This window comes from Paraconexibacter algicola, assembly GCF_003044185.1.
Taxonomy (GTDB): Bacteria; Actinomycetota; Thermoleophilia; order Solirubrobacterales; family Solirubrobacteraceae; genus Paraconexibacter; species Paraconexibacter algicola.
This window is the reverse complement of record NZ_PYYB01000001.1, coordinates 2,694,485-2,719,982: the sequence shown is the minus strand read 5'-3', so window position 1 is coordinate 2,719,982 and position 25,498 is coordinate 2,694,485. Positions and strand designations below refer to the sequence as shown.

The window sequence follows — 25,498 nt, the reverse complement described above, 5'->3', positions numbered from 1 at the left end:
GGTGGATAGCCTCCGGGGACATGGCGACGAGCACGACCGACAACGTCTGGCGGGAGCAGGACACGACCCCCACGGCGATCGAGGCGGCGATCCGCCAGCTCGAGCACGACCGCGTCCAGGAGCACCCGGGGTACGTGCAGTCCCGCGTCCTGAACCTGGTCCTGGTCGTCGACAAGGACTGGTCGGGCGAGATCGCCAACCGGCTGCGGCGGCTCGGCCGGTTCCAGCCGTCGCGGACGATCGTGTGCTCGATCGGGTCCGGCCGCACGACGCTCGACGCCCTCGTCACCGTCGCCGCCCCCGGGGAGCTGCGCGAGCACGAGATCGTCCCGACGCGCGAGACCGTCGTCGTCGAGATGGGGCAGCGCCACGTGCCGGGCATCGACACGATCGTCGACCCGCTGGTCAAGACCGACATCCCGACGCTCGTCTGGGCACCCCACGGCCACCACGACGCCGTCGAGCAGCTCCTGGAGCTCTCGCAGATCGTCCTGGTCGACTCCGTCGAGGAGCCGGACCCGGGCGAGGCGATCCGGCGCGCGCTCGCGCTGACGGAGAAGACGTACGTCGTCGACCTCGCGTGGCTGCGCTCCACCCCCTGGCGCGAGCGCATCGCCGGCACCTTCGACCCGCTGAACCGCCGCCGCGACCTCGGTGCGCTCACGCGACTGGAGATCCGCCACCACCCCGACTCCCTCGCCTCCGGGCTGCTGCTCGCCGGCTGGCTCGCGTCGCGGCTCGGCTGGGAGCCCAGCGCCCTGGTCCGCCACGACGGCGGCTGGCGGGCCAAGCTCCACGCCCGCCGCCAGGACGTGACCCTCGACCTCGTGACCGACCGGGCGCAGTCCGTCCCCGGCCTCGCCGGGATGACCATCGAGACCGCCCGCGGCGAGACCCGCACGCTGGACCGGGGACCCGGCGGACTGCACGCGACGCTCACCCGCAAGGACGGGAGCACGCAGTCCTGGACGGTGCTCGGCGCGTCCCGCGGCGAGTCCGGGATCCTCGGCGAGGGCGTCCGCCAGGCGCTGCTGCGCGACCGCACCTACCTGCCCGCGCTGCGCGTCGCCGAGGCGCTCGTGCGATGAGGCGGCTCGTCACCGGGGGCGACGTCCCGCTGGGCGGCAGTCCCTTCCCCCCGATCAACGACTACGCGTTCCTCTCCGACTGCGAGGTCACCGCGCTCGTCGCCCCCGGCGGCAACGTCGAGTGGATGTGCCTGCCGCGGATGGACGGCCCCTCGGTGTTCGGCGCGATCCTCGACCGCGACGCCGGCTACTTCCGCGTCGCGCCGACCGGCGTGAGCGTCCCGGCCGGCCGCCGCTACGTGCCCGGCACGATGATCCTCGAGACGACCTGGCAGACCCGCACCGGCTGGGTCGTCGTGCGGGACGTCCTGCTGATCGGGCCCTGGCACCACGACCACGAGCGCTCGCACACCCACCGGCGCACCCCCAACGACCACGACGCCGACCACGTGCTCCTGCGCACGATGCGCTGCGTCAACGGGCAGGTCGAGATGACCGTCGACTGCGACCCCAAGCTCGACTACGGGCGCACCCGCGTGGAGTGGGACTACGACGGCGACGGCTACTCCACCGTCGTCGGCCGGGCCCCCGGCAACGACCTGCAGCTGCGGCTCACGACCGACCTGCGCGTCGGGATCGAGGGCGGGCACGCGATCGCCCGCACCACGCTGCACGACGGCGACGAGCGGTTCATCGCACTGTCCTGGACCGAGCACGCGGCCCCCGCCAGCTACGAGGACGCGTACCGGCGGCTCGTCGGCACCGCGGACTTCTGGCACGACTGGCTCTCGCGCGGCGAGTTCCCCGACCATCCGTGGCGCGCGCACCTGCAGCGCAGCGCGCTGACGCTCAAGGGCCTCTCCTACGCGCCGACCGGCGCGCTGACCGCGGCGACCACCACGTCGCTGCCCGAGACCCCGGGCGGCGAGCGCAACTGGGACTACCGCTACGCGTGGATCCGCGACTCCACGTTCTCGCTGTGGGCGCTCTACTCGCTGGGCTTCGACTGGGAGGCCTCCGACTTCTTCGCCTTCATCAAGGATGTCGCCTCCGGCGACGAGGACCTCCAGGTCATGTACGGGATCGGCGGCGAGCGCACGCTGACCGAGACGACCCTCGACCACCTCGACGGCTACGAGAGCGCCAGGCCGGTGCGGATCGGCAACGGCGCCTACGACCAGCGCCAGCACGACGTCTGGGGCGTCTACCTCGACTCGGTGTACATCCACACGAAGTCGCGCGACCAGCTGCCCGAGTCGCTGTGGCCGATCCTCTCGCGGCAGGTCGAGTGCGCGATCGAGCACTGGCGCGAGCCCGACCGCGGCATCTGGGAGGTCCGCGGCGAGCCGAAGCACTTCGTCAGCTCGAAGGTGTTCTGCTGGGTCGCGTGCGACCGCGGCGCCCGCCTGGCGCGCCTGCGCGAGGACGAGGAGACCGCCGCGCGCTGGCAGGCCGCCGCCGACGAGATCCGCGCCGACGTGCTCGAGCACGGCACCGACGAGCGCGGCGTCTTCACCCAGCACTACGACACCGACGCGCTCGACGCGAGCTGCCTGCTGCTGCCGCTGCTGCGCTTCCTGCCGCCCGACGACGAGCGGATCGTCGCCACGGTCGAGGCGATCGCCGACGAGCTCGCGGTCGACGGGCTGCTGCTGCGCTACAAGGTCGGGGAGACCGACGACGGCATGCAGGGCGAGGAGGGCGCGTTCGTCATCTGCTCGTTCTGGCTGGTCAGCGCGCTCGCCGAGATCGGGCAGGCGCACCGCGCCCGCGTGCTGTGCGAGAAGCTCCTCGGGTACGCGTCCCCGCTGCTGCTGTACGCGGAGGAGATCGACGCGGGCAGCGGCCGCCACCTCGGCAACTTCCCGCAGGCGTTCACGCACCTCGCGCTCATCAACGCGGTGCTGCACGTCATCCGCGCCGACCAGCAGCTCGCCGCCCAGAACCCGCACCTCGACGCCGGCCGGGAGGAGTAGGTGTCCCGCATCGTCCCCACCCCGTTCCCCGACCCGGAAGCCCTCGCCGCGGCCGTCGCGCAGCGTCTCGAGCGGGAGGTCGGCGCCGCCGTCGCCGCCCGCGGGGTCGCGCACGTCGCGCTCAGCGGCGGCCGCACGTTCCGGCGCGCCTACGAGCTGCTCGCGCCCGTGGCGGCGGGCTGGCGCGACGTGCACGTCTGGTACGCCGACGAGCGCTGCGTGCCGCCCGACGACCCGGAGTCCACGCACCTGCTCGTGCAGCAGACGCTGCTCGAGCAGGACCCCGCGGGCGTGACCGAGCACCGCGTCCTGGGCGAGCTCGACGACCCCGACGCGGCCGCCCGCGCCTACGCCGCCGAGCTGCGCTCGACGATCCTCGACGTCGTCCTGCTCGGCCTCGGCGAGGACGGGCACACCGCCTCGCTGTTCCCCCACTCCACCGAGCTCGACACGTTCACCGGCGGGCCGCGCGTGCTCGCCGTCCGCGGCGCGCCGAAGCCGCCGCCCAACCGCGTGACGCTGACGCTCGAGACGCTCGGCAAGGCCCGCGCGCTCGTGCTCGCCGCCTCGGGCGAGGGCAAGCGCGACGCGCTGCGCCGCGCCCTGGGCCCCGCCTCCCCGGCGACGCCCGCGTCGCTGCTGCGCCGCGACCGGCTGACCGTGCTCGCCGACGCCGACGCGCTCGGGCGCCCCGCGTCGTGAGCGTCCTCGTCGTCCGCCACGGCGAGACCGCCTGGGCGGTCGCGCACCGCCACACCGGCCGCGCCGACGTCCCCCTCACCGAGGCGGGCCGGGCCGACGCCGCCGCGCTCGCCGCGCCGCTCGCCGCGTGGCCGCTGGCGCTCGTGCTCGTCTCGCCCCTGACCCGTGCGGTCACCACCGCGCAGCTCGCCGGGATCATCGACGGCGCCGAGCGCGTCGACGACCTCCTGGAGTGGGACTACGGCCGCGCGGAGGGCCGCACCCGCGAGGACGTGCAGGCCGAGCTGCCCGGCTGGGACCTGTGGACCGACGGCGGCCCGGACGGCGAGCGCCCGCAGGACGTCCGTGCCCGCGTCGACCGCGTCGTCGCGCGGCTCGCGCCGTACGGGGACGCGGGCGGTCCGCACGCCGCCGTCGTCGCACACGGCCACGTGCTGCGCGCGCTCGCCGCCCGCTGGCTCGACGCGCCGGTGGAGCTCGGCCGCCGCCTCGCGCTCGACACCGCGCACGTCGGCGTGCTCGGCCGCGACCGCGGCGGCACGCCGGTGCTGCAGCGGTGGAACGGCCCGGTGCCCGCGCTGGACGGATGACCCAGCGGCCGGGCGGCGCCTCAACCGCGCCCCCCGGACCGTCGATGCCGCGGACGTGGCGTCCAGCAGCGTGAAGAAGGCCCGGGCCAAGGCCCGCCGCACGGCCGCGGCGAAGAAGCGCGCGTCGGCGAAGAAGCCCGCCGCCAAGCCGCCGAAGCGGGCACCGCTGACGAAGCCCGCCGGCACCACCTGCAAGGTCAAGCGCGTCCGCACCAAGAGCGGCCGGCGCAAGACCGTGAAGGTCTGCACCCGCCCGGCGAAGCCGACGCCGACCGCCTCCCCCGGGACGACGGCCACCCCGGCCGCGCCGCTGCCGACCACGCCGTCCGGCGCGCCGGTCGTCCTGCCCGCCCCCGCGGTCGCGCCGACCCCCGACCCCACCCCGGCGCCCGGCCCGGTGCCCGCCACCCCCCGCGACTTCACCGTCGCCGACGCCGACCGCCTGCTCTGGCGGGCCGGGTTCGGCCCCATCCCCGGGCAGGCCGAGCAGGTCGCCGCCGCCGGCCTCGACGCCGCGATCGACCGGCTCGTGCGGCCCTCCGGGACCGCGCAGCTCGTCGGCCCCGCTCCCCGCGACGACGACGGCAACGCGCTCGCGCCGCTGGACCTCTGGGGGCACGACCACGCCTGGTGGCTGGACCGCATGGTCCGCTCCGACCAGCCGCTCGTCGAGCGGATGACGCTGATCTGGCACGACTGGTTCGCGACCGCGCGCGGCAAGGTCGGCAGCGCCCGGCTGATGCTCGACCAGAACGAACTGCTGCGCCGCAACGCGCTCGGCAACTTCCGCACGCTGCTGCGCGAGGTCACCCGCGACCCGGCGATGCTCGTGTTCCTCGACGGCGTCTCCAACACCCGCTGGAACCCGAACGAGAACTACGCCCGCGAGGTCATGGAGCTGTTCACGCTCGGCGCCAACCGCGGGGCGTACACCGAGCAGGACGTCCGCGAGGCCGCGCGCGCCTTCACCGGCTTCACCGGCCGCTGGGACGACGGGATCGGCTGGAACACGTTCCGCTACGACCCCAACCGCCACGCGACCGGCAGCAAGACGATCTTCGGGCGCACCGGGGCGTTCGGCTGGCAGGAGGCCGCCGACCTCTGCGTCGACCACCCGCTGCACGCGAGCTTCTTCGTCACGAAGCTCTGGGGCTACTTCGTGCCCGAGCCCCCAGACGCCGCCACCCAGGCCGCCCTGCAGGAGCTGTACGTCGGCGGCGGCCACGAGATCGCCCCGGTCGTCGAGGCGATCCTGCGCCACCCCGCGCTGCTGCGCGGCCCCGCGATGGTCAAGCCGCCCGTCGTGCACCAGGCGGGGATGCTCCGCGCGCTGGGCCGCGGCGTCGACACGATCGCCTGGTCGTGGCTCGGCGAGAACGCGGGCCAGCAGCTGTTCGACCCGCCCAACGTGGCGGGCTGGGGCAGCGACTGGCTGGACACCTCGCGCTGGCGCGCCCGCTGGGACACCGCGGCCGCCGCGCTGATGCCGTCGATCGTCGACCCGTGGAGCGCGACCAGCCCGTACGACCCGCTGGAGACGCCCCAGGCGGCGCTGGACCGGGCGCTGGAGCACTGCGGTCGTCCGCGGCTCACGCCGGAGACCACCGCGGCGCTCCTGGCGTTCGCCACCACGAGCATCCCGCTCGGCCTGGCGACCTGGGCGCGCGGCCCGCGCCGCGGCCTGCGCCAGAACGCCCTGCGGCTCCTGATCCTGACCAGCAGCGACGTCCAGACCTCCTGATCCCGAGATGACCCAGCGCTCCCACGCCTGCTCCGGCTTCACCCGTGCCGAGATGCTCCGCTCCGCCGTCGCCCGTGCGGGCGACGGGCTGCCCGCGATCGAGCCCGGCATGCCCGAGCCCGCCGGCACCGGCCTGACCCGGCGCACCGTGCTCGTGCGCGGCTTCCAGGCCGGCCTCGCGGTCTACGGGGCCTCCCGGCTCGGCGGCCGCGCCTTCGAGGAGGGCATCGCCGAGGCGGCGGTCACCGGGGACGGCCGCGTCCTCGTCAGCGTCTTCATGGCCGGCGGCGTGGACTCGCTCAGCGTCCTGGCCCCGGTCGGGGACAGCCGCTACGCGTCGCTGCGCCCGACGCTGCGGCTGCTGCCCGGCGAGGGGACGACGTTCTCCGAGGACACGCGCCTCATGTGGGCGCCGCAGGCGGCCGGGCTGCGCACCCTGCACCAGGAGGGCAAGGTCGCGGTGCTGCCCGCCGTCGGCTACGCGGGCCCCGACCAGTCGCACTTCACCTCCCAGCACTACTGGGAGGTCGGCGCGCTCGACGTCCACGCCCGGCACGGCTGGATGGGCCGCTTCCTGGACCGGCACGGCAGCGCGACGAACCCGCTGCAGGGCCTGTCGCTGGGCTGGTCGCTCGCGCCCGCGCTGGCGGCCGCCACCAACCCGGTCGCCGCGGTCGGGCGCCTGGACGACTTCGGCATGTGGGCCCCGGGCGTCTACGACGGCGTCGACGACCTGATGTTCGACACGATCGGGACGCTCGGCCGGCTGCCCACCGCCGACCCGCAGCAGCAGATCGCCCGCACCGTCGCCGCCCAGGTCGACCAGATCCGCACCGCCCTGGGCCCCTACCAGGCGGGCATCACGCCGCCGACCGGCGTCAGCTACCCGACAGGCGACTTCGGCGACCGGCTGAAGGGCATCGCCGCGGGGATCGCGGGCGGCCTGCCGCTGCGCTGCGTCGCGCTCGACGCCCCGGGCGGCTACGACACGCACTCCTCGCAGCTGCAGACCTTCCCGGACGACCTGCGCGCGACCAGCGACGGCCTGCTCGCGTTCCAGCGCGACCTCGAGGCGCGCGGGATCGCCGACCGCGTGCTCGTGCACGTCTGGTCGGAGTTCGGCCGCCGGCCCGCGCAGAACGGCGACGGCACCGACCACGGCGCCGCGGGCGTCGGGTTCCTCATCGGCAGCCGGGCGCGCGGCACGATGGTCGGCGAGTTCCCCGGGCTCGCGACGCTCGACGCGCAGGACAACCTGCGCTCGACCAGCGACTTCCGCGCGGTCTACGCGTCGCTGCTGGAGCAGTGGTTCGGCGTCGACGCCGCGCCGATCATCCCGGGCGCCGGGACGCTCGGCCGCTACCAGCTCGTGCGCTGAGGCGCCACCGTCCCGGCGGCGGACCGCCGGGCGGCGCACGCGACCACCCGCCGTTTGAGCCCGCCGGGCGCGTTCGCCATCCTTCAGGAGGTGACCGCACCGCCCGAGCGCTCCGCCACCGACGACCCGACGGCCACCAACGGCGTCCCGCGCGCCGATGTCCCCGCCGCGCACCCGCCGCGGCGCGGCGCCATGGACCCGTTCATGGACGACAGCTTCGAGGCCGACCCGACGCCGTTCGTCGAGCGGCTCCCGACGCAGTCGCCGTTCCCGCCGATCGCCGACTACGGCTTCCTCTCGGACTGCCACACGGCGGCGCTCGTCGCCCCGGACGGCACCGTGGAGTGGCTCTGCCCGCCGCGGTTCGACGCGCCGAGCGTGTTCGCGGCGATCCTCGACCGCAGCGCCGGCGGCTTCCGCCTGGGCCCCTCGTCGATGGGCGTGCCGGCGGGCCGCCGCTACGAGCCCGGCACGAACATCCTCGAGACGACCTGGATGACCCCGACCGGCTGGCTCGTCGTCCGCGACGCGCTCGTCATCGGCCACTGGCGCGAGCGCACGCAGGGCGCGGCGACCGCGCACACGCGCCCCCCGACGGACTTCGAGGCCCACCACGTCCTCGTGCGGACGATCACCTGCATCCACGGGCAGGCGCAGATCGAGCTGCTGTGCGAGCCGATGTGGGACTACGGGGCGCTCCCCGCCACCTGGGAGCGCGCCGAGGGCGATCCGATGGCGGTCGACTGCACCGACGGCGGCGAGCGCCGGATGCGGCTGATCAGCGACCTGCGGCTGGGGATCGAGGGCGGCTGCGCCCGCGCCCGCCACCGCCTGGAGACCGGCGAGACGCGCTTCTGCGCGCTGTCGTGGTCGCGGCTGCTCGACGGCCCGCGCAGCGTGCTGGAGGCCGAGATCGCGCTGCAGACGACCTCGGAGTTCTGGCGCGGCTGGCTGGCCGACGGGAAGTTCCCCGACCACCGCTGGCGCGGGCACCTGCAGCGCAGCGCGCTGGTCCTCAAGGGCCTGACCTACGCGCCGACCGGGGCGATGGTCGCGGCCGCGACCACGTCGCTGCCCGAGACGCCGGGCGGGGAGCGCAACTGGGACTACCGCTACACCTGGATGCGCGACGCGACGTTCACGCTCAGCGCCCTGAACTCGCTGGGCCTCAACTGGGAGGCCGACGACTTCATCCAGTTCGTCGCCGACGCCGAGCGCAACGCCGACGGCTCGCTGCAGATCATGTACGGGATCGGGGGCGAGCGCGACCTGCACGAGCAGACGCTCGAGCACCTGTCCGGCTACGAGGGCGCGCGGCCCGTGAGGATCGGCAACGGCGCGCACGACCAGCGCCAGAACGACGTCTACGGCGCGGTGCTCGACTCGCTCTACCTGCACACGAAGGAGTACGGGCACAACTCCCAGCGCCTGTGGCCGGTCATCGAGGACCAGGTCCGGCGCGCGATCGAGACCTGGCGGCTCCCCGACCAGGGCATCTGGGAGGCGCGCGGCGAGCCGAAGCACTACACGTCCTCGAAGCTCATGTGCTGGGTGGCGCTGGACCGCGGCGCGCGGCTGGCGTCCCGTCGCGGCAAGGACGCGCTCGCCGACGAGTGGCGCGAGATCGCCAACGAGATCCACGCGGAGATCTGCGAGAAGGGCGTCGACGGGCGCGGGGTCTTCACCCAGCACTACGACACCGACGCGCTCGACGCCTCGAACCTGCTGATGCCGCTGGTGCGGTTCCTCCCCCACGACGACCCGCGCGTGCGCAACACCGTGCTCGCGATCGCCGACGAGCTGACCGAGAACGGCCTCGTGCTGCGCTACAAGGTCGAGGAGACCGACGACGGCCTCAGCGGCGAGGAGGGCACGTTCCTGATCTGCTCGTTCTGGCTCGTGAGCGCGCTGCTGGAGATCGGGGAGCGCACCCGCGGCCGGCAGCTCTGCGAGCGGCTGCTGTCGCTCTCCTCGCCCCTGGACCTCTACGCGGAGGAGCTCGAGGCGGCGACCGGCCGGCACCTGGGCAACTTCCCGCAGGCGTTCACGCACCTCGCGCTCATCAACGCGGTCATGCACGTCATCCGCGACGAGGAGCACGCGCCGGTCTCCGAGACGGCGCACCCGCACGACCACTGAGCACCCACGAGCGCCCGCGCGCCAAGCGGCAGGGCGGGGCAGCCGCCGGCGGGCGGGCGCGGCCCGACGAGCCGCGGGCACCGAAACCGCCCGTGGCGCCTGCCCCCGGCGCGCCTCGGCACCGGGCGCGCGGGCGCGGGCGATCGGTGAACAGCCGGTGAACGCGGTCCGCGGAGTGTTGGCGGACGCCGGATCCGGGCATAGGCTTCCCGACGGGCTCCGGCCCGCGTTCTCCATGGCGTCACCCAGCATCCCAGCGCACGCACCCGTCGCCCCGGCGGTCGCGACCCCCGAGTCCGTGACGGCCGACCTGGCCGCGGTCCGGGCGCGGACCCTCTCCCTGGTGGCGCACCTGTCGGTCGCCGACTGCGAGCGCCAGATCGACCCGATCCTCTCGCCGCTGGCCTGGGACCTCGGGCACATCGCCGCCTACGAGGACCTCTGGCTCGTGCACCGCCACGGCGGCGAGCCGCTGCGCCGCCCGGACCTCGCCGCGCTCTACGACGCGTTCGAGACGCCGCGCGCCGTCCGCGGCGACCTCGAGATCCTCGGCCGCGACGCCGCCGAGGCGGAGATGGCCGCCGTCCGCGACCGGACCCTCGCGGTCATCGACCGCGTCGGCATCGGCGACGGCGTCCTGCACGAGATGGTCCTGCGCCACGAGCTGCAGCACACCGAGACGATGCTGCAGGCGATGCACCACGCGGGCCTCGTGCCCCCCGGGCTCCCCGGCCCGGCCGCCGGCGGCGAGGGCACCTGGGTGTCCGTCCCCGCGGGCGTCCTGCACCAGGGCGCCGCCGACGGGCCGTTCGCCTACGACAACGAGCGTCCCCGCCACGCCGTCGAGGTCCCCGCGTTCCGGATCGCCTCGCGGCCCGTCACCAACGCCAGCTGGCTGCGCTTCGCCGAGGGCGGCGGCTACGAGCGGCGCGAGTGGTGGTCCGACGAGGGCTGGGCGTGGAAGGAGGACGACGACTCCACGTGTCATCGGGCGATCAGGGACGGGCACCCCGACGCACCGGTGTGCCACGTCTCCTGGTTCGAGGCCGACGCCTACGCCCGCGCGCACGGAGCGCGCCTGCCGACCGAGGCAGAGTGGGAGCAGGCGGCGACCTGGGGGCAGGACGGCGTGCTCGACGGGCGCGGCTCCGTCTGGGAGTGGACGTCGACGGTCTTCCACGGCTACCCGGGGTTCCGGGCGCACCCGTACCCGGAGTACTCCGAGGTCTTCTTCGACCGCGACTACCGCGTGCTGCGCGGCGGCTCCTGGGCCGCCGACCCGCGGGTCGCGACGACGACGTTCCGCAACTGGGACCTGCGTGAGCGCAGGCAGATCTTCGCCGGCGTCCGGCTGGCACAGGACGAGAGGTAGGACCCGCATGGAGCCGATCACCGACCCGGCGCTCGTCGCGCCGCCGACCCGGCGGATGGTCGTCGAGTCGTTCCTGGACGGCACGAGCGGCGGTGAGCGCGCGCTCGCCGACGACGTGCTCGACGGCCTGACGCGGCCGTTCAAGGAGCTGCCGCCCAAGCACTTCTACGACGCCCACGGCGCGGTCCTGTTCGACCGCATCTGCGAGCAGCCGGAGTACTACCCGACCCGCACCGAGCGGGCGATCCTCCAGGCCGACGCGGACGCGATCGTCGCCGAGACCGGGGCGACCGAGCTCGTCGAGCTCGGGTCGGGCACGGCGGCGAAGACCCGGGTGCTGCTCGACGCCATGGAGCGCGCCGGGACGCTGCGCCGCTACGTGCCGTTCGACGTGACCGAGTCGATGGTCCGCGACGTCGCCGCCGCGCTGCTCGACGAGTACGCGGACCTCAGCGTCCACGGGATCGTCGGCGACTTCGAGCGCCACCTCGACCGCGTGCCCGCCCCGACCCCCGGGGACCGCCGCGTCGTGGCGTTCCTCGGCGGCACGATCGGCAACTTCACGCCCGGCAGCCGCCGCCGCTTCCTCCGCCGCATCGCGGCGATGCTCGCGCCCGGCGATCACCTGCTGCTCGGCACCGACCTCGTGAAGGACCCCGCGGTCATCGAGGCCGCCTACGACGACGCCGCGGGCGTGACCGCCGCGTTCAACCGCAACGTGCTGCGCGTGCTCAACCGCGAGCTCGACGCCGACTTCGACCTCGACGCGTTCGAGCACGTGGCGTTCTACGACCGCGAGCACGAGTGGATCGAGATGCGGCTGCGCTCGGTGCGCCAGCAGACCGTGGCGGTCCGCGCGCTCGGCCTCGAGGTCGAGTTCGCCCCGCGCGAGGAGCTGCGCACCGAGATCAGCGCGAAGTTCACGCGCGAGCGGCTGATCGCCGACCTCGCCGCCTCCGGCCTCGAGCTGGCCGAGCAGTACACCGACCCGGACGGGCTGTTCGCGCTGACGCTGGCGCGCCGACCCGGCTGAGCCACCCCGACGATCTGGGGATTGCCCCATCCCGAACGAGGGGCGGGGCATCCTCCGCGGCCGGGCGCGCACTAGGGTCGCGGACATGAACATCGAAGGCAGTGGAGCACTCGTCGTCGGCGGCGCCTCCGGGCTCGGCGAGGCGACCTCGCGGCGGCTCGCGAGCGCCGGCGCGATCGTGACGATCGCGGACATCAACGAGGAGAAGGGCAAGCAGCTCGCCGACGAGCTCGGCGTCGGCTTCGTCCTCACGGACGTCACCAAGGAGGAGCAGGTCGAGGCCGCCGTCGCGGCGGCCGTCGAGGCCAGCAAGGACGACGGCGGGCTGCGGATCGCCGCCGCGTGCGCCGGGATCGGCTGGGCGCAGAAGGTCGCGGGCACGAAGGGCATGCATCCGCTGCGCCCGTTCGAGACCGTCATCCAGGTCAACCTCATCGGCACCTTCAACGTGCTGCGCCACGCCGCGCAGGCGATGGTCGCCAACGAGCCCGGCGAGTCCGGGGAGCGCGGGGTCGTCGTCAACACCGCCTCGGTCGCCGCGTTCGACGGGCAGATCGGCCAGATCGCCTACTCCGCCTCCAAGGGCGGCGTCGTCGGCATGACGCTGCCCGCGGCGCGCGACCTCTCGACCGTCGGCGTCCGCGTCGTGACGATCGCGCCGGGCCTGTTCGACACGCCGCTGCTCGCCGCGCTGCCGGAGAACGCCCGCCAGTCGCTCGGCGCCTCGGTGCCGTTCCCGTCGCGCCTGGGCGACCCGGCCGAGTACGCGGCGCTCGTCGCGCACATCGCCGAGAACCAGATGCTCAACGGCGAGGTCATCCGCCTCGACGGCGCCATCCGCATGGCCCCGAAGTGAGCTGAGCCGCCCGCCCCGGGCCGGGCGCCACCCCGACCGCGTTCGTGGTTAGGGTGGCGCCATGGCCGACGCGCTCTCCCCCGCGGACCGCTCGTCCCTCGCCGCCGAGCAGGGCCCGATCAACATGGCCGTCGGCGGCGTCCTCGTCTTCGAGGCGGGCCCGGGGATCGACCGGGCGTCGCTGATCGCGCGGCTGGACGAGCGGCTGCACCTGATCCCCCGCTACCGCCAGCGGCTCGCGTCGCCCGCCCCCGGGCTGACGAACCCGGTGTGGGTCGACGACGAGCACTACGACACCGGCTGGCACGTCAAGCAGGTGGCGCTCGCGACCGGCACGACGGAGGAGCTCGGGGAGGTCGTCGGGCACGAGATGTCGCGCAAGCTCGACCGCGAGCGGCCGCTGTGGGAGATGACGCTCGTCACCGGCCTGGAGGGCGGGCGCACCGCGCTGATCCCGAAGATGCACCACGCGCTGGTGGACGGGATGGCCGCGGTCGACATCGGCACCGTGATCCTCGACCCGTCCCCCGAGCCGCTGGACCTCGCGCCGGGAGAGCCCTGGTCGCCGCGCCGCTACGACCGCCGCCGGCACCTCGCGCGGCTCCCGCTGGACCTCACCCGCGACACCACCGGCCGGGTGCTGCGCGAGGGCACGCGCCGCTCGACGCGGCTCGTGCAGCCCGTCCGGGCGGTCAGCGAGGCCGCGTCGGACCTGCGACGCGCGACCGAGCTGCTGACCGAGCTCGCCCGCCAGCGCCCCGCGGCGCCGATGACGCCGCTGAACCACCCGATCGGCCGCAACCGCCGCTACACGCTGCTGCGCGCCGAGCTCGCGCCGCTGAAGGCGGCCGCCAGGGCGTCCGGGGGCACCGTCAACGACGCGATCCTCGCGATCGTCGCCGGGATGCTCTCGCGGTACTTCGCGGCCGCCGGGTTCGTGCCCGACGGGGACCCGGTCGCGCTCGTCCCGGTCAGCGTCCGCCGCGACGGCGACGAGGGCGGCAACCGGATCTCCACGGTGCTCGTCGACCTGCCCGGCGACGTGCCGGACCCGGCGGAGCGGATCGCGCAGGTCCACGACACGATGACCCGCATCAAGGACTCGGCGGCCGTGCGCGCCGGGGCGCTGATGGTCCACGCGGGCGGTCTCGCGCCGCCGCTGCTGTCCTCGCAGCTGGCGCGGGCGATGAGCGGCGTGCGGGCCTTCAACCTCGTCGTCTCCAACGTCCCGGGCCCGCAGATGCCGTTCTACCTGCACGGGCGGCGCCTGCTGGCGGTGCACCCGTCGGTGCCGCTGAACCCCTCGACCCAGGGCCTGAACGTCGGGGTGCTGAGCTACGACGGGGGCGTCTGCTTCGGCCTGACCGCGCACGCCGGCCTGGAGCCGGGCCTGCCGGTGGCCGCCGCTGCGCTGCGCGAGGCCGTCGACGAGCTCCTCGCGCTGGCCCCGTAGCCGGGTCGACGCGGGTCAGCGCGCCGCGGGAGCGCGGGTCAGCGCGGCGAGCTGCGCAGCCCACCAGTGCGGGCCGGGGCCGGCGGGCGCCTCGTCGACGAGCCGGCGCACGTAGTCGGGCGGGTCGCCGAGGCCGAGCGCCTCGACCGCGAGCTGCACGGCGACGAGGTCGACCGGCCGGCCGTCGTGGGCAGCGGCGATCGCGTGCACGCAGGCGAGCCGCTCGCGGCGGTCCCGGACGGTGGCCGGGTCGAGCTCCACGGCGGCGGGGCGGCGCAGCAGGATCCCGGCGAGCGCGCGCTCCAGCGGGATCCGGGAGGACGGGCGGCGCAGCCAGCCGCGCCGCCACGCGTCGAGCTCGGCGAGCGGCAGCTCCCAGTCGTCCTGCGGCGGGCAGACGGCCGCGTTGCCGAACACCTCGGCGCCGAGGTCCCACGCCATCTGCGGCAGCGGGACCTGGCCGGCGAGCAGCTCCAGCACGGCATCGGCGAGCACCCGGGTGGCGGAGGATTCCCAGCCCCACCAGACCCCGGGCACGCCGAGCGGACGCTCCTCCCCGGCCGCGTCGCGGAGCACGACCCGGCGCCGCCCGGAGGCGGGGCTGATCACGCCGACGAGGGTCCCGTCGTCCACGTGCTCCATGGAAGCGCACCGCCGGGGCCGTCGGCGGTGCTCCGGAGCGCCGACGCGCCCCCGTCGCCGGACCGGGCGCGACGGCGCGCGTGCGGCGCTCAGCCGCGCTGCAGCAGGGCCCGTGCCGCGTTGTGCCCGGGCACGCCGGAGACGCCGCCGCCACGCACCGCCCCGGCCCCGCAGAGCAGGAGGGCGGCACAGTCGGTCTCGACCCCCCACGAGCCGGGGGCGATGCCGCGACCGGGGTCGGCCCACGGCCACTGCAGGTCGCGGTGGAAGATGTTGCCGGCGGGCAGGCCGAGGTCGCGGTCGAGCTCCTGCGGGGTCTTCGCCTCGACGCACGGGGCGCCGTCGGCGTCGGTGAGCAGGCAGTCGGCGAGCGGCTCGGCGAGGTGGCGGTCGAGCTCGTCGAGCGTGCGCCGGACGGCCAGGGCCTTGCGCTCGTCGTGCGTCGCCGGATCGGCGAACAGGCGGGCGGGCAGGTGCAGGCCGAACAGCGTCAGCGTCTGCGCGCCGGAGGCGAGCAGCTCGGGCCCGAGGATCGACGGGTCGGTCAGCGAGTGGCAGTAGATCTCGCTCGGCGGCCGCGCCGGCACCGCGCCGCGTGCGGCCTCCTCGTAGGCGGTCTGCAGCGCGCTCGCGGACTCGCCGACGTGGAACGTGCCGGAGAACGCGTCGCGCGGGTCGACCGCGGTGTCGCGCAGCGGGGGAAGGCGCGACAGCAGCAGGTTGATCTTCAGCTGGGCGCCCTCGGGCGCCGGGTCCCCGGCCCGCGTCGCGCGCACCGCCGTGCCACCGGCCTCCAGGAGCCGGTCCAGGACCGCGGGCGCACAGCCACCGAGCACCGCCCCCGCCGCGACGGTCCGCACGGTGCCGTCGGCGCCACGGTAGGTCACCTCGCCACCGTCGTCGTCGACCGCGATCGCGGCGACCTCCGCGCCGGGGAAGAGCGCGGCGCCGGCGCGCCGGGCGGCGTGCGCGAGCGCGCCGGTGAGCGCGCCCATGCCGCCGACGGGCACGTCCCAGTCGCCGGTCCCGCCGCCGATCACGTGGTAGAGGAAGCAGCGGTTCTGCCGCAGCGACGGCTCGTCGGCGGTGGCGAACGTGCCGATCAGCCCGTCGGTGAGCGCGACGCCGCGCACGAGGTCGTGGGGCAGCCGGGCGGCGAGCGTCTCGCCCAGCGGCCGCTCCACGAACGCGTCCCAGACGGCGTCGTCGCCGACCGCCGCGCGGACCGCCTCGCGGGTCGGCAGCGGCTCGAGCAGCGTCGGCCAGACGGCCTCGGCGAGCCGGACCGTGTCGCGCGCCAGCGCCGTCCAGCCGTCGTGGTCGGCGTCCCCGCCGGTGAGCGCGCGCATCGACGCGCGCGTGCGGGCCGCGTCCTGCGCGTCGACGAGCAGTCCGCGGTCGGTACCCGCGACCGGCGTGTAGGAGCTGATCCGCCGCCGCCGCACCGCGAAGTCGAGGTCGAGCTCGTCGACGATCCGCCCGGGCAGGAGGCTGACCAGGTAGGAGTACCGCGACAGACGCGCGTCGAGCCCGGGGAACGCGCGCACGCTGACGGCGGCGCCCCCGACCTCGCGGCCGCGCTCGAGCACGAGCACCGAGCGGCCGGCACGGGCCAGGTACGCGGCGGCGACGAGCCCGTTGTGCCCGCCGCCGACGATCACGGCGTCGTAGCGGGCGGTCACGAGACGAGGCGCTTCTCCGTCTGGCGGACCGCCAGGCGCCAGCAGACGGTGCCGAACAGCAGCAGCGCGCCGAAGTGCAGGAGGTCGGGGCCGAGGTCGATGCCGAAGGTCACGTCGCGCACGAGCTCGACGCAGTGGTAGAGCGGGTTGAAGTACGCGGCGATCTCGATGCCCCGCGGCAGCTCGTCGAGCGGGAAGAACGTGCCCGCGGTGAGGAACAGGGGCGTGAGCACGGCGCTCTGCACGTAGCTGAAGTTCTCGATCGACGAGGCCGACGCGCTGATCGTGGTGCCGAACGCCGCCCAGCCGAAGCCCGCGACCATGCCGATGATCGGGATCAGCAGCATCCCGAACGCCGGGTCGAGCCCGAACAGCATCGCGACGAGCACCGGCACGCAGCCGTAGATCCCGGCCCGCGCCCCCGTCCAGAGGATCTCGGCGGTGACGAGCTCCTCGGTGTCGACCGGCGTCGACAGGATCGCGTCGTAGGTCCGCTGGAACTCGCGCTTGATGAACGAGCCGTACATCGCGCCGAACGCGGCGCTGAACAGCACGGCGGTGGCGACCGAGCCGGTCCCGACGAACTGGATGTACTCGAGGCCGCCGACCTCGTCGACGAGCGCCCCGAAGCCCAGCCCGAAGGCGAGCAGGTACACGGTCGGCTCGACGGTGGCGCTGAACGTCGCGCTGCGCCAGTACGAGCGGAAGTTGATGGTCTCGCGCACGAGCACGCCCGACAGGGCCGCCCACTCCAGTCGGCGGGTCCTCATTCGACCTCCTCCCCGGTCAGCATCACGAACACGTCCTCCAGGGCGGTCGCGCGGCGGATCCCCTCCGGCGGCACGACCCCGGCGGGCGCGTCCTCGGCGCGCAGCAGCGACACGCTCGTGCCGGTGCGGCGCGTGGCGACGCCCGCCTCGCGCGCGGCGCGCTCGACGGCGGTCAGCCGGTCCGGCGGGCCGTAGACCTCGACGGCCTCGCGGCCCGCGTGCTTGGCGACGAGGTCGCGCGGGATCCCGGCGTCGACGGCGCGGCCCGCGGCCATCACCACGACGGTGTCGGCGAGCCGCTCCGCCTCCTCGATGTAGTGCGTGCTCATGAGGATCGAGACGCCCTCGCTCCGCAGCCGGTCGATCAGCGCCCACAGCTCCTGCCGGATCTGCGGGTCCAGGCCGACGGTCGGCTCGTCGAGCAGCACGACGCGCGGGCGGTGCACGAGCGCGCGGGCGACGAGCAGCCGCCGGCGCATGCCGCCCGACAGCTCGGTGACCTTCGCGCCCGCCCGCTGCGTGAGGTTCGCGATCTCGAGCGCCCGGGCGATCGCCGCCTGACGCTCGCCGCGCGGGACGCGGTAGAGGTGCGTGAAGACGCGGAGGTTCTGCTCGACCGTCAGCGTCGTGTCGAGGTTGTCGAGCTGCGGCACGACGCCCATCTCGGCCCGGGCGAGCTTCGAGTCGCCGGGCAGCACGTGGTCGAGGATCCGCAGCTCGCCCGCGTCGGCGATCGCCTGCGCGGTGAGCAGCTTCATCGTCGTGGACTTGCCGGCGCCGTTGGGGCCGAGCAGGCCGACGCAGGTGCCGGCGGGGACGTCGAGGTCGAGGCCGTCGACCGCGCGGATCGGGCCGAAGGTCTTGACGACGCCGCGGAGGTGGATGGCGGACGGGGAGGACACCGCCCGCCACCCTACCCGCGGCCGGACCCGGCGATGCCGGGCCCGGCCGGTCGGGCGCGGATCAGCGCAGGCGCTCGACGATCAGGGCCTCGCCCTGGCCCTGCGCCACGCACATGGTCTCGAGGCCGATCGTGCCGTCGGTGGCCTCCAGGCCGTTCAGCAGCGTCGTCATGATGCGGACGCCGGTCATGCCGAACGGGTGCCCGAGGGCGATCGCGCCCCCGTGCGGGTTGAGCTTGTCGTAGTCGAACCCGACCTCGTCGGCGATCGGGATGACCTGCGCGGCGAACGCCTCGTTGAGCTCGTAGAGGTCGACGTCGCCGATCGTCATGCCGGCGCGCTGCAGGGCCTTCTTGATCGCCCCGATCGGCGCGACGCCCATGAGCTCGGGCTCGTTGCCCCAGGTGGCCGCGGTGATGATCCGGGCGCGCGGCTGCAGGCCGAGCTCCCGGGCCTTCTCCTCGCTCATGATCAGCGCGGCGGCCGCCCCGTCGTTGAGCGGGCAGGCGTTGCCCGCGGTGACGGTGCCGTCCTCGCGGAACGCGGGCTTCAGCGACCCGAGCTTCTCGAGCGTCGTGCCCGGACGGGGGCCGTCGTCCTTGCTGACGACGGTGCCGTCGGCGAGCGTCACCGGGACGATCTCGCGGTCGAAGAAGCCGGACTCCTGGGCGGCGACCGCGCGGTCCTGCGAGGTCTTCGCGTAGGCGTCCTGCTGCTCGCGGGTGACCCCGTACTTCTCGGCGACGTTCTCGGCCGTCAGGCCCATCGCGATGTACGCGTTGGGCTGGCCGGGCTCGCGGCCCTGGAGCTTCTCGTTCTGGTCCTCGGGGTGCGCCGCCTCCTGCGCGGCGTTGTAGCGCGAGACGAACTCCACGCCGCCCGCGACGTACACGTCGCCCTGACCGGCGACGACGTTGTTGGCCGCGATGCGGATGGCGTCCAGACCGGAGGCGCAGTAGCGGCTGATCGTCGAGCCGTTGGTCTCCTGGCCGAGCTTGTCGCTCAGCAGCACGGCGAGCCGCGCGATGTTGTTGGCCTGCAGGCCCTGCGGCAGGCCGCAGCCCGCGACGACCTCCTCCACGGAGGCCGGATCCACGCCGGGGGTGCGCTCCAGGAGCGCGTCGATGACGAACGCGAGGGTCTCGTCGGGGCGCAGGCTCGCCATGGAGCCCTTGAACGCGCGCCCGACGGGCGTCCGGACCGCATCGACGATGACGGCATGTGACATGAGGGGTGTGTCCTTTCGGTGGTGATGCCCGGCGGTCTCACTCCACGGGCGTTGGTGTCCCCGGCGGTCTCACTCCACGGGGTCCGACGGGCCGGTCGTCGCTGCGATCGCGGCCCGTCCCCGATGCTAGCGCAGCGCTTGTGCGGAAGAACGCAAGCGCGCGCGGCGGGCGTCCCCGACGCCCGTGCGCTCGACGTTGCCCGACCGGTCGGTCGCCCGCGCCCAGACGCGGTAGCGGCCCGCCGGCAGCGACCGGACCCGCCGGTCCAGCGCGAACCGGGCGGTCCCGGTCGCGGGCAGGTAGGCGATCCGGCGGCAGTCGCGCGGACGCTCCAGGCGTCCCGCCGCGGTGAGGAAGCGACACCGGCCCGCGGTCTCGAGCGCGACCGCGACCGCGACCCGCCGCACCCCGCGACGGCGCGCGCAGCCCGGGTCGGTCGCCGTGCCGCGCACGGCGACCCGGCCGCGGGCGAGGCGCACCGTGGTGATCCGCGAGGCCGGGGCGCGGCGGTCGCGGCAGCCCGCGCGCTCGCGCGCGGCGGCGGCCTCCAGCGGCGCGGTGCCGCAGCGCACGAACCACGGCAGGCGGCCGAGCGGGGCGTCGACGGTCCGCAGCGCCGGGCCGTCGAGCCGCTCCCCGGTCTCCCCGTGCTCCCAGCAGCCGGACGGGACGGGCACCTGCCGGGTGGTGGCGCCCTCGGTCACGACCGGGGCGACGAGCAGGTCGGGTCCGACCATCCACTCCTGGTCGGCGGTCGCCGCACCGGGCGCGTCCGGCGCCGCGAGCCACAGCGGGGCCGCGACCGGGCGCCCGGTGCGCGCGGCGCGCCGGAACTGCTCGTGCAGCAGCGGGGCGGCGCGGACGCGCAGCCGCGACAGGTCGCGGTAGCGCGCGACGGTCTCCTCGTCGTAGTTCCACGGCACGTGCGTGCCGCTGTTGATCGACCCGTGCAGGCGGAAGTACGGCGAGAAGACCGCCCACTGCGCCCAGCGCAGCAGCAGCTCCTTCGTCGTCTCCGGGGTGACGAAGTCGAAGTAGCCGCCGATGTCGGTCGTGAAGCCGTACTGGCCGGCGATGCCGCGGTTGAGCATGTCCGGCGCCTGCGAGGCGAGGCCGCTGGAGCGGCTGAAGTCGGTGTTGCCGTCGCCGGCGAAGCTGCCGTGCTCGTGCCGGGCGCTGCCGTCGAGGCCGAGGTACCCGGCGCGCGTGAAGAACCAGACGGGTCCGCGGTCCGGGTTCGCGCGCTCCCAGGAGTCGAGCGCCCGGCGGGTGACGCCGTGGAAGAGCTCCGGGTAGCGGTTGTGGAGCACGTCGCCGCGGCGGCCGTCGTGGAAGACCATGTCGCTGAGGACCTGCTCGCCGAAGTCCTGCATGAACCCCTGGGCGCCCGCGTCGAGCGCCGCGTGGATGCGGGCGGTCCACCACCGCACGGTCTCCGGGTTGGTGAAGTCCAGCAGGGCGCTGACCCCGAGGAAGTTCCCGGGGAAGAGGTACGGCTGCCCGAGCCCGTTGCGGACGACGAGGCCGCGCCGGATCGCCTCGTCGTAGACCTCCGGCTGCTCGGTGCCGGCCCCGTCCTGGCTGACGAACGGGCGGAAGTAGACGATCGGCCGGATCCCGCGGCGCCGCAGCTCGGCGACGAGCTCGCGCAGGTCCTGCGGGGCCAGCTGGGCGGCGCCCTCGATGCGGTACGCGCCGATCGGGATGTCGAGCTCGGCGAGCCGGCGCAGGTCGTCACGGACGCTGCGCAGGTACTGGGCGGCGTTGCCGGTGAACGCGACGGTGGAGCGGTCGAGCATCGGCTCGACCGCCCAGCGCGGCGGGACGCGCTGGCGGCCCGTGACGGTCGTCAGCGCGGCGATCGCGCGCGGCGCGTCGCCGGGGACGACGCGGGCGTCGAGCGCGCTGCCGTCGACCTCGACCTGCCAGGCGTCCGGTCGGTCGGACGCCATCCGCCAGTTGGAGAGCTCGTCGCGCTCGAGCAGGAAGCCGTACCCGCGGCTGCTGAGGAACGACGGGCTGACGCTGTACGCGGCGGTCGGCCCGTTGGGGAAGAGGTAGCGGTCGCCGCCGGTGCCCGGGACGGCGGCGACCCCGGGGCCGAGCGGGCCCGCCCCGAGGTTCTGCTGCTGGATCCAGCCCAGCAGCGCCTGTCCGCGCTGGTCCAGCGCGTTGTGGCGGCCGCCGAAGCCGCGGAACCGCTCGTCGCGGTCGGGGCTGGCGAAGCTCGCGGCGACCGCGGCGACCGGCACCGCGCGGCCGAGCGCACGGACGCGCATCCGCACCGCACCGTCGGCGGCGGGCAGCAGCCGCAGCTCGACGGTCGTGCCGCCGGGGTCGTCAGTCGCGAGCTCGAGCGCGGCCCCGTCGCCCTCGGCGCGGGCGGCGACGACGCGCGTGGCGGCGACCCGCGTGCCCGCGAGCGTGCCGGTGAGCGTGTTGGCCTCCCACGGGCCGGCGGGCCACTCGGTCCGCAGTCGCGCGCCGAGCGTCACGACGAGCGGGGCGTAGCGCGTGGCGGTCGGCAGCAGCGGGTTCGAGCCGAGCGGCTGCGGGTCGGCGAGCGCGAGCACGGGCGTCGGGCCGCGGCCGTCGGCGGCGGTGGAGCGCAGCAGCACGGTCCCGTCCGCCTCGCGGACGGTCAGGCGCAGCGGGGCGCGGTCGACGACGAGGGTCGCGGGCCGGGGCCCGAGCCCGGTGACGGCGATGCGGTCGTCGTCGATCACCGGTGCGGCGAGGGCCGTCTGCGGCCCCGCGCCCAGCAGGCCCAGCGAGAGCGCGCCGCAGCACGCCCACCGGGCCGGTCCACCCCGCCACGTCCCCCGAAGCATGCGGGCGATCGTGACAGATCCCACCCCTCAGATGAACGCTGGCGTACGCCCGTCGGGGGACGGGCGAGCCGCCCGGACGGCCGGACCCCTAGATTCCCGTGGGTGAACTGGACCGTCGACATCCCGGTCGAGACCCTCCCGGACCTCCCCCCGCTCCCGCCGCACCTGCGGTCCGCGCTCGACGACGCCCTCTCCCGGCCCGCGCTCCAGCAGCCGTCGTGGCCCGACCCGGACTACACGGCGCGCGTCCGCGCGCTGCTCGAGAGCGTCCCGCCGATCACGGTCGCGACCGAGGTGGACCGGCTCCAGGAGCGGCTCGCGTCCGTCGCCCGCGGCGAGGCGTTCCTGCTCCAGGGCGGCGACTGCGCCGAGACGTTCGTCGACAACACCGAGCCGCACATCCGCGGGACGATCCGCACGCTGCTGCAGATGTCGGTCGTCCTCACCTACGGCACGTCGATGCCGGTCGTGAAGGTCGGGCGCATCGCGGGCCAGTACGCCAAGCCGCGGTCCTCCGACACCGACGCGCTGGGCCTCCCCTCCTACCGCGGGGACATGGTCAACGCGTTCGAGGCGACCCCCGAGGCGCGCCGCCCGGACCCCGTCCGGATGCTGCGTGCCTACGCGAACGCGTCGGCCGCGCTCAACCTCACCCGGGCGATCACCGGCGCGGGCCTCGCCGACCTCCACCACGTCCACGAGTGGAACATGGACTTCGTCGCCGAGTCGGCAGCGGGCGAGCGCTACGAGCGCGTCGCGCAGGACATCGACCGGTCGCTGCGGTTCATGACCGCCTGCGGGGTCGACGACTCCTCGCTGCGCACCGTCGAGATGTACTGCTCGCACGAGATGCTCGTGCTCGACTACGAGCGCGCGATGCTGCGCCTCGACCAGGGCCGCCTGTACGACCTGAGCGCGCACCAGCTGTGGATCGGGGAGCGCACGCGCCAGCTCGACGGCGCGCACGTCGCGTTCGCGTCGCTGATCGCCAACCCGGTCGGCGTGAAGATCGGCCCGACGACGACGCCGCAGGACGCCGTGGCGCTGGTCGAGCAGCTCGACCCGCACCGCGTCGACGGCCGCGTGACGCTCGTCTCCCGCATGGGCAACGACAAGGTCCGGGACACGCTCGGCCCGATCGTCGAGGCGGTCCGCGACAGCGGCCACCTCGTGGTCTGGCAGTGCGACCCGATGCACGCGAACACCGAGGAGTCGCCCAGCGGCTACAAGACCCGGCGCTTCGACCGCGTGGTCGACGAGGTCAAGGGGTTCTTCGAGGTGCACCGCCGTCTCGGCACGCATCCGGGTGGCATCCACGTCGAGCACACCGGCGAGGACGTCACCGAGTGTCTCGGCGGCGCGCAGGACATCTCCGACGAGATGCTCGGCTCCCGCTACGAGACCGCCTGCGACCCGCGGCTGAACACGCAGCAGTCGCTCGAGCTCGCGTTCCTCGTCGCCGAGATGCTGCGCGAGGAGCGCCCGAGCGCCCGCGCCTGACGGTCGGTCCACGCGCCGAACAGGGAGTTCTGCGCCGTGAGGCCGAACATCTCCCTGTTCGACGGGTGGGGTCAGCTGGCGGCGGCGAGGAGGGGTGCCTCGTCGGGGGCGAAGACGAGGTCGGTCGGGAGGCGGCGGACGGTCTGACCCGCACGGACCCAGGCCGCGGTCTTGCGCGCGTCGAGCTCCTTGAAGCGGTGCCACTGCGGGCCGTCGAGCTCGAGGATCAGCCTGCGCTCCGGCCAGTGGAAGTCCGCCTCCTCCCCGGCGACGCGGGTGTTGACGAGCGGGATCGGGATCCCGTGCCTGGCGAACACGGTCAGGGCGTACGCCTCGGCGTCGGACCGGCAGCGATCGAACGGGAGCGCCGACCACTCCCGCAGCAGCCGCCGCAGCTGCCCGACGCCCCGGCGGCCCCGGTGCCCGCGCAGCACGAGCTGCAGCCGCGCGACCGTGGTCCTGCGCGTCCGCAGCGCCTCGCGCAGCATCGTGCGGCGCTGCCAGGCCCCCAGGCGGGGCCAGCAGTCGATGATCGTCCGCTCCGGCGTCGTGATCGCGAAGCCCGCGACCCGCGCGACGTTGCCGCGCAGCAGCGTCGAGTAGTGGACACGCAGGCCGTCGTGGAGCTCGACGCCGTGCGCGCCCGGCCGCGTGACGACGTCCCGCCCCGCGAGACGGTCGAGCAGGCGCCACTGCAGGCAGGCGGACTCGTGGCTGAGCACCGTCCACGGCGCGGTGAGCGTCGCCGCCCACCGGCGCTGCTCGGGGGTCGCCGGCGCCCAACCGGTCAGGTAGACCCCGGCGTGCAGCGCCCGCAGCTCCGCCACCCGGCCGTCGATCGTGCTCCGCGGGACGCCGTCGGCGAGCAGCTGCCAGCGCGCGACGAGTCCGAGCTGCCTCGACGCGCGTGCCCTGAGGGGATCCATGACCCCTCTAGGCCGCCGAACAGGGAGTTGCTCCCCCCTGGGCCGAAGAACTCCCTGTTCGACGGCGGCGGGCGCGGGCGGGCGGGGGGCGCTAGAGGCCGAGGTCGCGGACGCCGAGCTCGTCGAAGCCGACGTGGTGGGCGAGCTCGTGCCGGACGGTGATCGTCACCTGCTCGCGCAGCAGGTCCGCGTCGTGCCCGAAGTCCCGGCGCAGCGTGTCGCGGTAGATGACGATGCGGTCCGGGACCTCGTCGCGGGTCGCCCCGTCCCCGTGGTAGAGGCCGTACGCCTTGTTGCGCCGGCCACCGTCGGAGATGACCACCGCGACGTTGTGGTTCTCCAGCAGCGGGCGCAGCAGGTCGGGCAGGTCGTCCAGGGCGTCGCGGACGAGCTCCTCGAAGTCCTGGTCGTCGTACGGGTCGAGGTCGAGGAACTCCGACTCGTCGGGCTCGGCGGCCGTGCCCTGGCGGGCGAGCCGCTCGGCCTCCTGGACGACCCGCTCGAACTCGTCCTCGTCGGCGGGCTCCTGCCAGTCGGCGAGCTTCAGGCCGATCATGCCCATCGCGCCGAACAGCGCCGAGGCGAGGACGACCACGACCGCGATCCCCTCGACGAGACGGATCGCCCCGTTGGGGTGCCACCCGTCGAGCAGCACGATCGCGGTCAGGCCCAGCGACAGGGCGACACCGGCCGCCAGCAGCGTCCGCTGGACGGGGAACAGCTCTGACGGTCGGCGGAACTTCACGGC

At 74.9% G+C, this 25,498-nt stretch carries 20 protein-coding genes; 12 read left to right on the top strand and 8 right to left on the bottom strand.

Annotated features, from left to right (window positions below):
* Positions 1 to 20 precede the first annotated feature (20 nt).
* The 11 genes from C7Y72_RS12800 to C7Y72_RS12750 all read left to right on the top strand — a co-directional run bounded on the left by C7Y72_RS12800 (position 21) and on the right by C7Y72_RS12750 (position 14,268).
* A complete protein-coding gene (locus tag C7Y72_RS12800) occupies positions 21 to 1,088 on the top strand; it encodes a glucose-6-phosphate dehydrogenase assembly protein OpcA (protein WP_107569099.1) in 1,068 nt (355 codons plus the stop codon).
* A complete protein-coding gene (locus tag C7Y72_RS12795) occupies positions 1,085 to 3,004 on the top strand; it encodes a glycoside hydrolase family 15 protein (RefSeq protein ID WP_107569098.1) in 1,920 nt (639 codons plus the stop codon). The genes C7Y72_RS12800 and C7Y72_RS12795 overlap by 4 nt, the downstream gene beginning before the upstream one ends.
* Positions 3,005 to 3,706, top strand: a complete 702-nt coding sequence (pgl, locus tag C7Y72_RS12790; RefSeq protein ID WP_199223933.1) for a 6-phosphogluconolactonase — start codon at positions 3,005 to 3,007, stop codon at positions 3,704 to 3,706.
* Positions 3,703 to 4,296: a histidine phosphatase family protein gene (locus C7Y72_RS12785; RefSeq protein ID WP_107569097.1), complete on the top strand. Its 594-nt coding sequence runs from the start codon at positions 3,703 to 3,705 to the stop codon at positions 4,294 to 4,296. Before pgl ends, C7Y72_RS12785 begins: the two co-directional genes overlap by 4 nt.
* A gap of 55 nt (positions 4,297 to 4,351) precedes the next feature.
* On the top strand, positions 4,352 to 6,037 hold the full coding sequence (locus C7Y72_RS12780; RefSeq protein WP_146175363.1) for a DUF1800 domain-containing protein: 1,686 nt from the start codon (positions 4,352 to 4,354) through the stop codon (positions 6,035 to 6,037).
* A gap of 7 nt (positions 6,038 to 6,044) precedes the next feature.
* The gene (locus C7Y72_RS12775; RefSeq protein ID WP_107569095.1) at positions 6,045 to 7,415 is read left to right on the top strand and encodes a DUF1501 domain-containing protein; all 1,371 of its coding nucleotides are present in this window, start codon (positions 6,045 to 6,047) and stop codon (positions 7,413 to 7,415) included.
* A gap of 204 nt (positions 7,416 to 7,619) precedes the next feature.
* The gene (locus C7Y72_RS12770) at positions 7,620 to 9,554 is read left to right on the top strand and encodes a glycoside hydrolase family 15 protein (RefSeq protein ID WP_199223966.1); all 1,935 of its coding nucleotides are present in this window, start codon (positions 7,620 to 7,622) and stop codon (positions 9,552 to 9,554) included.
* Between the two features lie 298 nt (positions 9,555 to 9,852).
* The gene (locus C7Y72_RS12765) at positions 9,853 to 10,926 is read left to right on the top strand and encodes an SUMF1/EgtB/PvdO family nonheme iron enzyme (RefSeq protein WP_199223932.1); all 1,074 of its coding nucleotides are present in this window, start codon (positions 9,853 to 9,855) and stop codon (positions 10,924 to 10,926) included.
* Positions 10,927 to 10,933: 7 nt separating this feature from the next.
* A complete protein-coding gene (gene egtD / locus C7Y72_RS12760) occupies positions 10,934 to 11,959 on the top strand; it encodes an L-histidine N(alpha)-methyltransferase (RefSeq protein WP_233243826.1) in 1,026 nt (341 codons plus the stop codon).
* An 85-nt stretch (positions 11,960 to 12,044) separates the two neighbouring features.
* Positions 12,045 to 12,815: an SDR family NAD(P)-dependent oxidoreductase gene (locus C7Y72_RS12755; protein ID WP_107569093.1), complete on the top strand. Its 771-nt coding sequence runs from the start codon at positions 12,045 to 12,047 to the stop codon at positions 12,813 to 12,815.
* Positions 12,816 to 12,876: 61 nt separating this feature from the next.
* Positions 12,877 to 14,268: a wax ester/triacylglycerol synthase family O-acyltransferase gene (locus C7Y72_RS12750; protein WP_107569092.1), complete on the top strand. Its 1,392-nt coding sequence runs from the start codon at positions 12,877 to 12,879 to the stop codon at positions 14,266 to 14,268.
* A gap of 15 nt (positions 14,269 to 14,283) precedes the next feature.
* On the opposite strand, the gene C7Y72_RS12745 is transcribed toward C7Y72_RS12750, so the two are convergent.
* From C7Y72_RS12745 to C7Y72_RS12720, 6 genes are all read right to left on the bottom strand, one after another.
* Complete coding sequence (locus C7Y72_RS12745) at positions 14,284 to 14,901, bottom strand: regulator of G-protein signaling domain-containing protein (protein ID WP_146175362.1); 618 nt, start codon at positions 14,899 to 14,901, stop codon at positions 14,284 to 14,286.
* Between the two features lie 98 nt (positions 14,902 to 14,999).
* Positions 15,000 to 16,592, bottom strand: coding sequence for a phytoene desaturase family protein (locus tag C7Y72_RS12740; protein WP_107569090.1), 1,593 nt, complete (start codon positions 16,590 to 16,592; stop codon positions 15,000 to 15,002).
* Positions 16,589 to 17,362, bottom strand: coding sequence for an ABC transporter permease (locus C7Y72_RS12735; protein ID WP_107569089.1), 774 nt, complete (start codon positions 17,360 to 17,362; stop codon positions 16,589 to 16,591). Before C7Y72_RS12735 ends, C7Y72_RS12740 begins: the two co-directional genes overlap by 4 nt.
* Positions 17,359 to 18,264, bottom strand: a complete 906-nt coding sequence (locus C7Y72_RS12730) for an ABC transporter ATP-binding protein (RefSeq protein ID WP_107569088.1) — start codon at positions 18,262 to 18,264, stop codon at positions 17,359 to 17,361. Before C7Y72_RS12730 ends, C7Y72_RS12735 begins: the two co-directional genes overlap by 4 nt.
* 61 nt (positions 18,265 to 18,325) lie before the next feature.
* Complete coding sequence (locus C7Y72_RS12725) at positions 18,326 to 19,492, bottom strand: acetyl-CoA C-acyltransferase (protein ID WP_107569087.1); 1,167 nt, start codon at positions 19,490 to 19,492, stop codon at positions 18,326 to 18,328.
* A gap of 126 nt (positions 19,493 to 19,618) precedes the next feature.
* The gene (locus tag C7Y72_RS12720) at positions 19,619 to 22,324 is read right to left on the bottom strand and encodes a TIM-barrel domain-containing protein (protein WP_107569086.1); all 2,706 of its coding nucleotides are present in this window, start codon (positions 22,322 to 22,324) and stop codon (positions 19,619 to 19,621) included.
* Between the two features lie 102 nt (positions 22,325 to 22,426).
* Between C7Y72_RS12720 and C7Y72_RS12715 the strand changes: the two genes are divergently transcribed.
* Positions 22,427 to 23,824, top strand: a complete 1,398-nt coding sequence (locus C7Y72_RS12715; RefSeq protein ID WP_107569085.1) for a class II 3-deoxy-7-phosphoheptulonate synthase — start codon at positions 22,427 to 22,429, stop codon at positions 23,822 to 23,824.
* Between the two features lie 71 nt (positions 23,825 to 23,895).
* On the opposite strand, the gene C7Y72_RS12710 is transcribed toward C7Y72_RS12715, so the two are convergent.
* Both C7Y72_RS12710 and C7Y72_RS12705 read right to left on the bottom strand, forming a co-directional pair.
* Entirely contained in the window at positions 23,896 to 24,750 is an 855-nt protein-coding gene (locus C7Y72_RS12710) for a PDDEXK family nuclease (protein WP_107569084.1), read from the bottom strand.
* A 91-nt stretch (positions 24,751 to 24,841) separates the two neighbouring features.
* Entirely contained in the window at positions 24,842 to 25,495 is a 654-nt protein-coding gene (locus tag C7Y72_RS12705) for a metallopeptidase family protein (RefSeq protein WP_199223931.1), read from the bottom strand.
* Positions 25,496 to 25,498 lie beyond the last annotated feature (3 nt).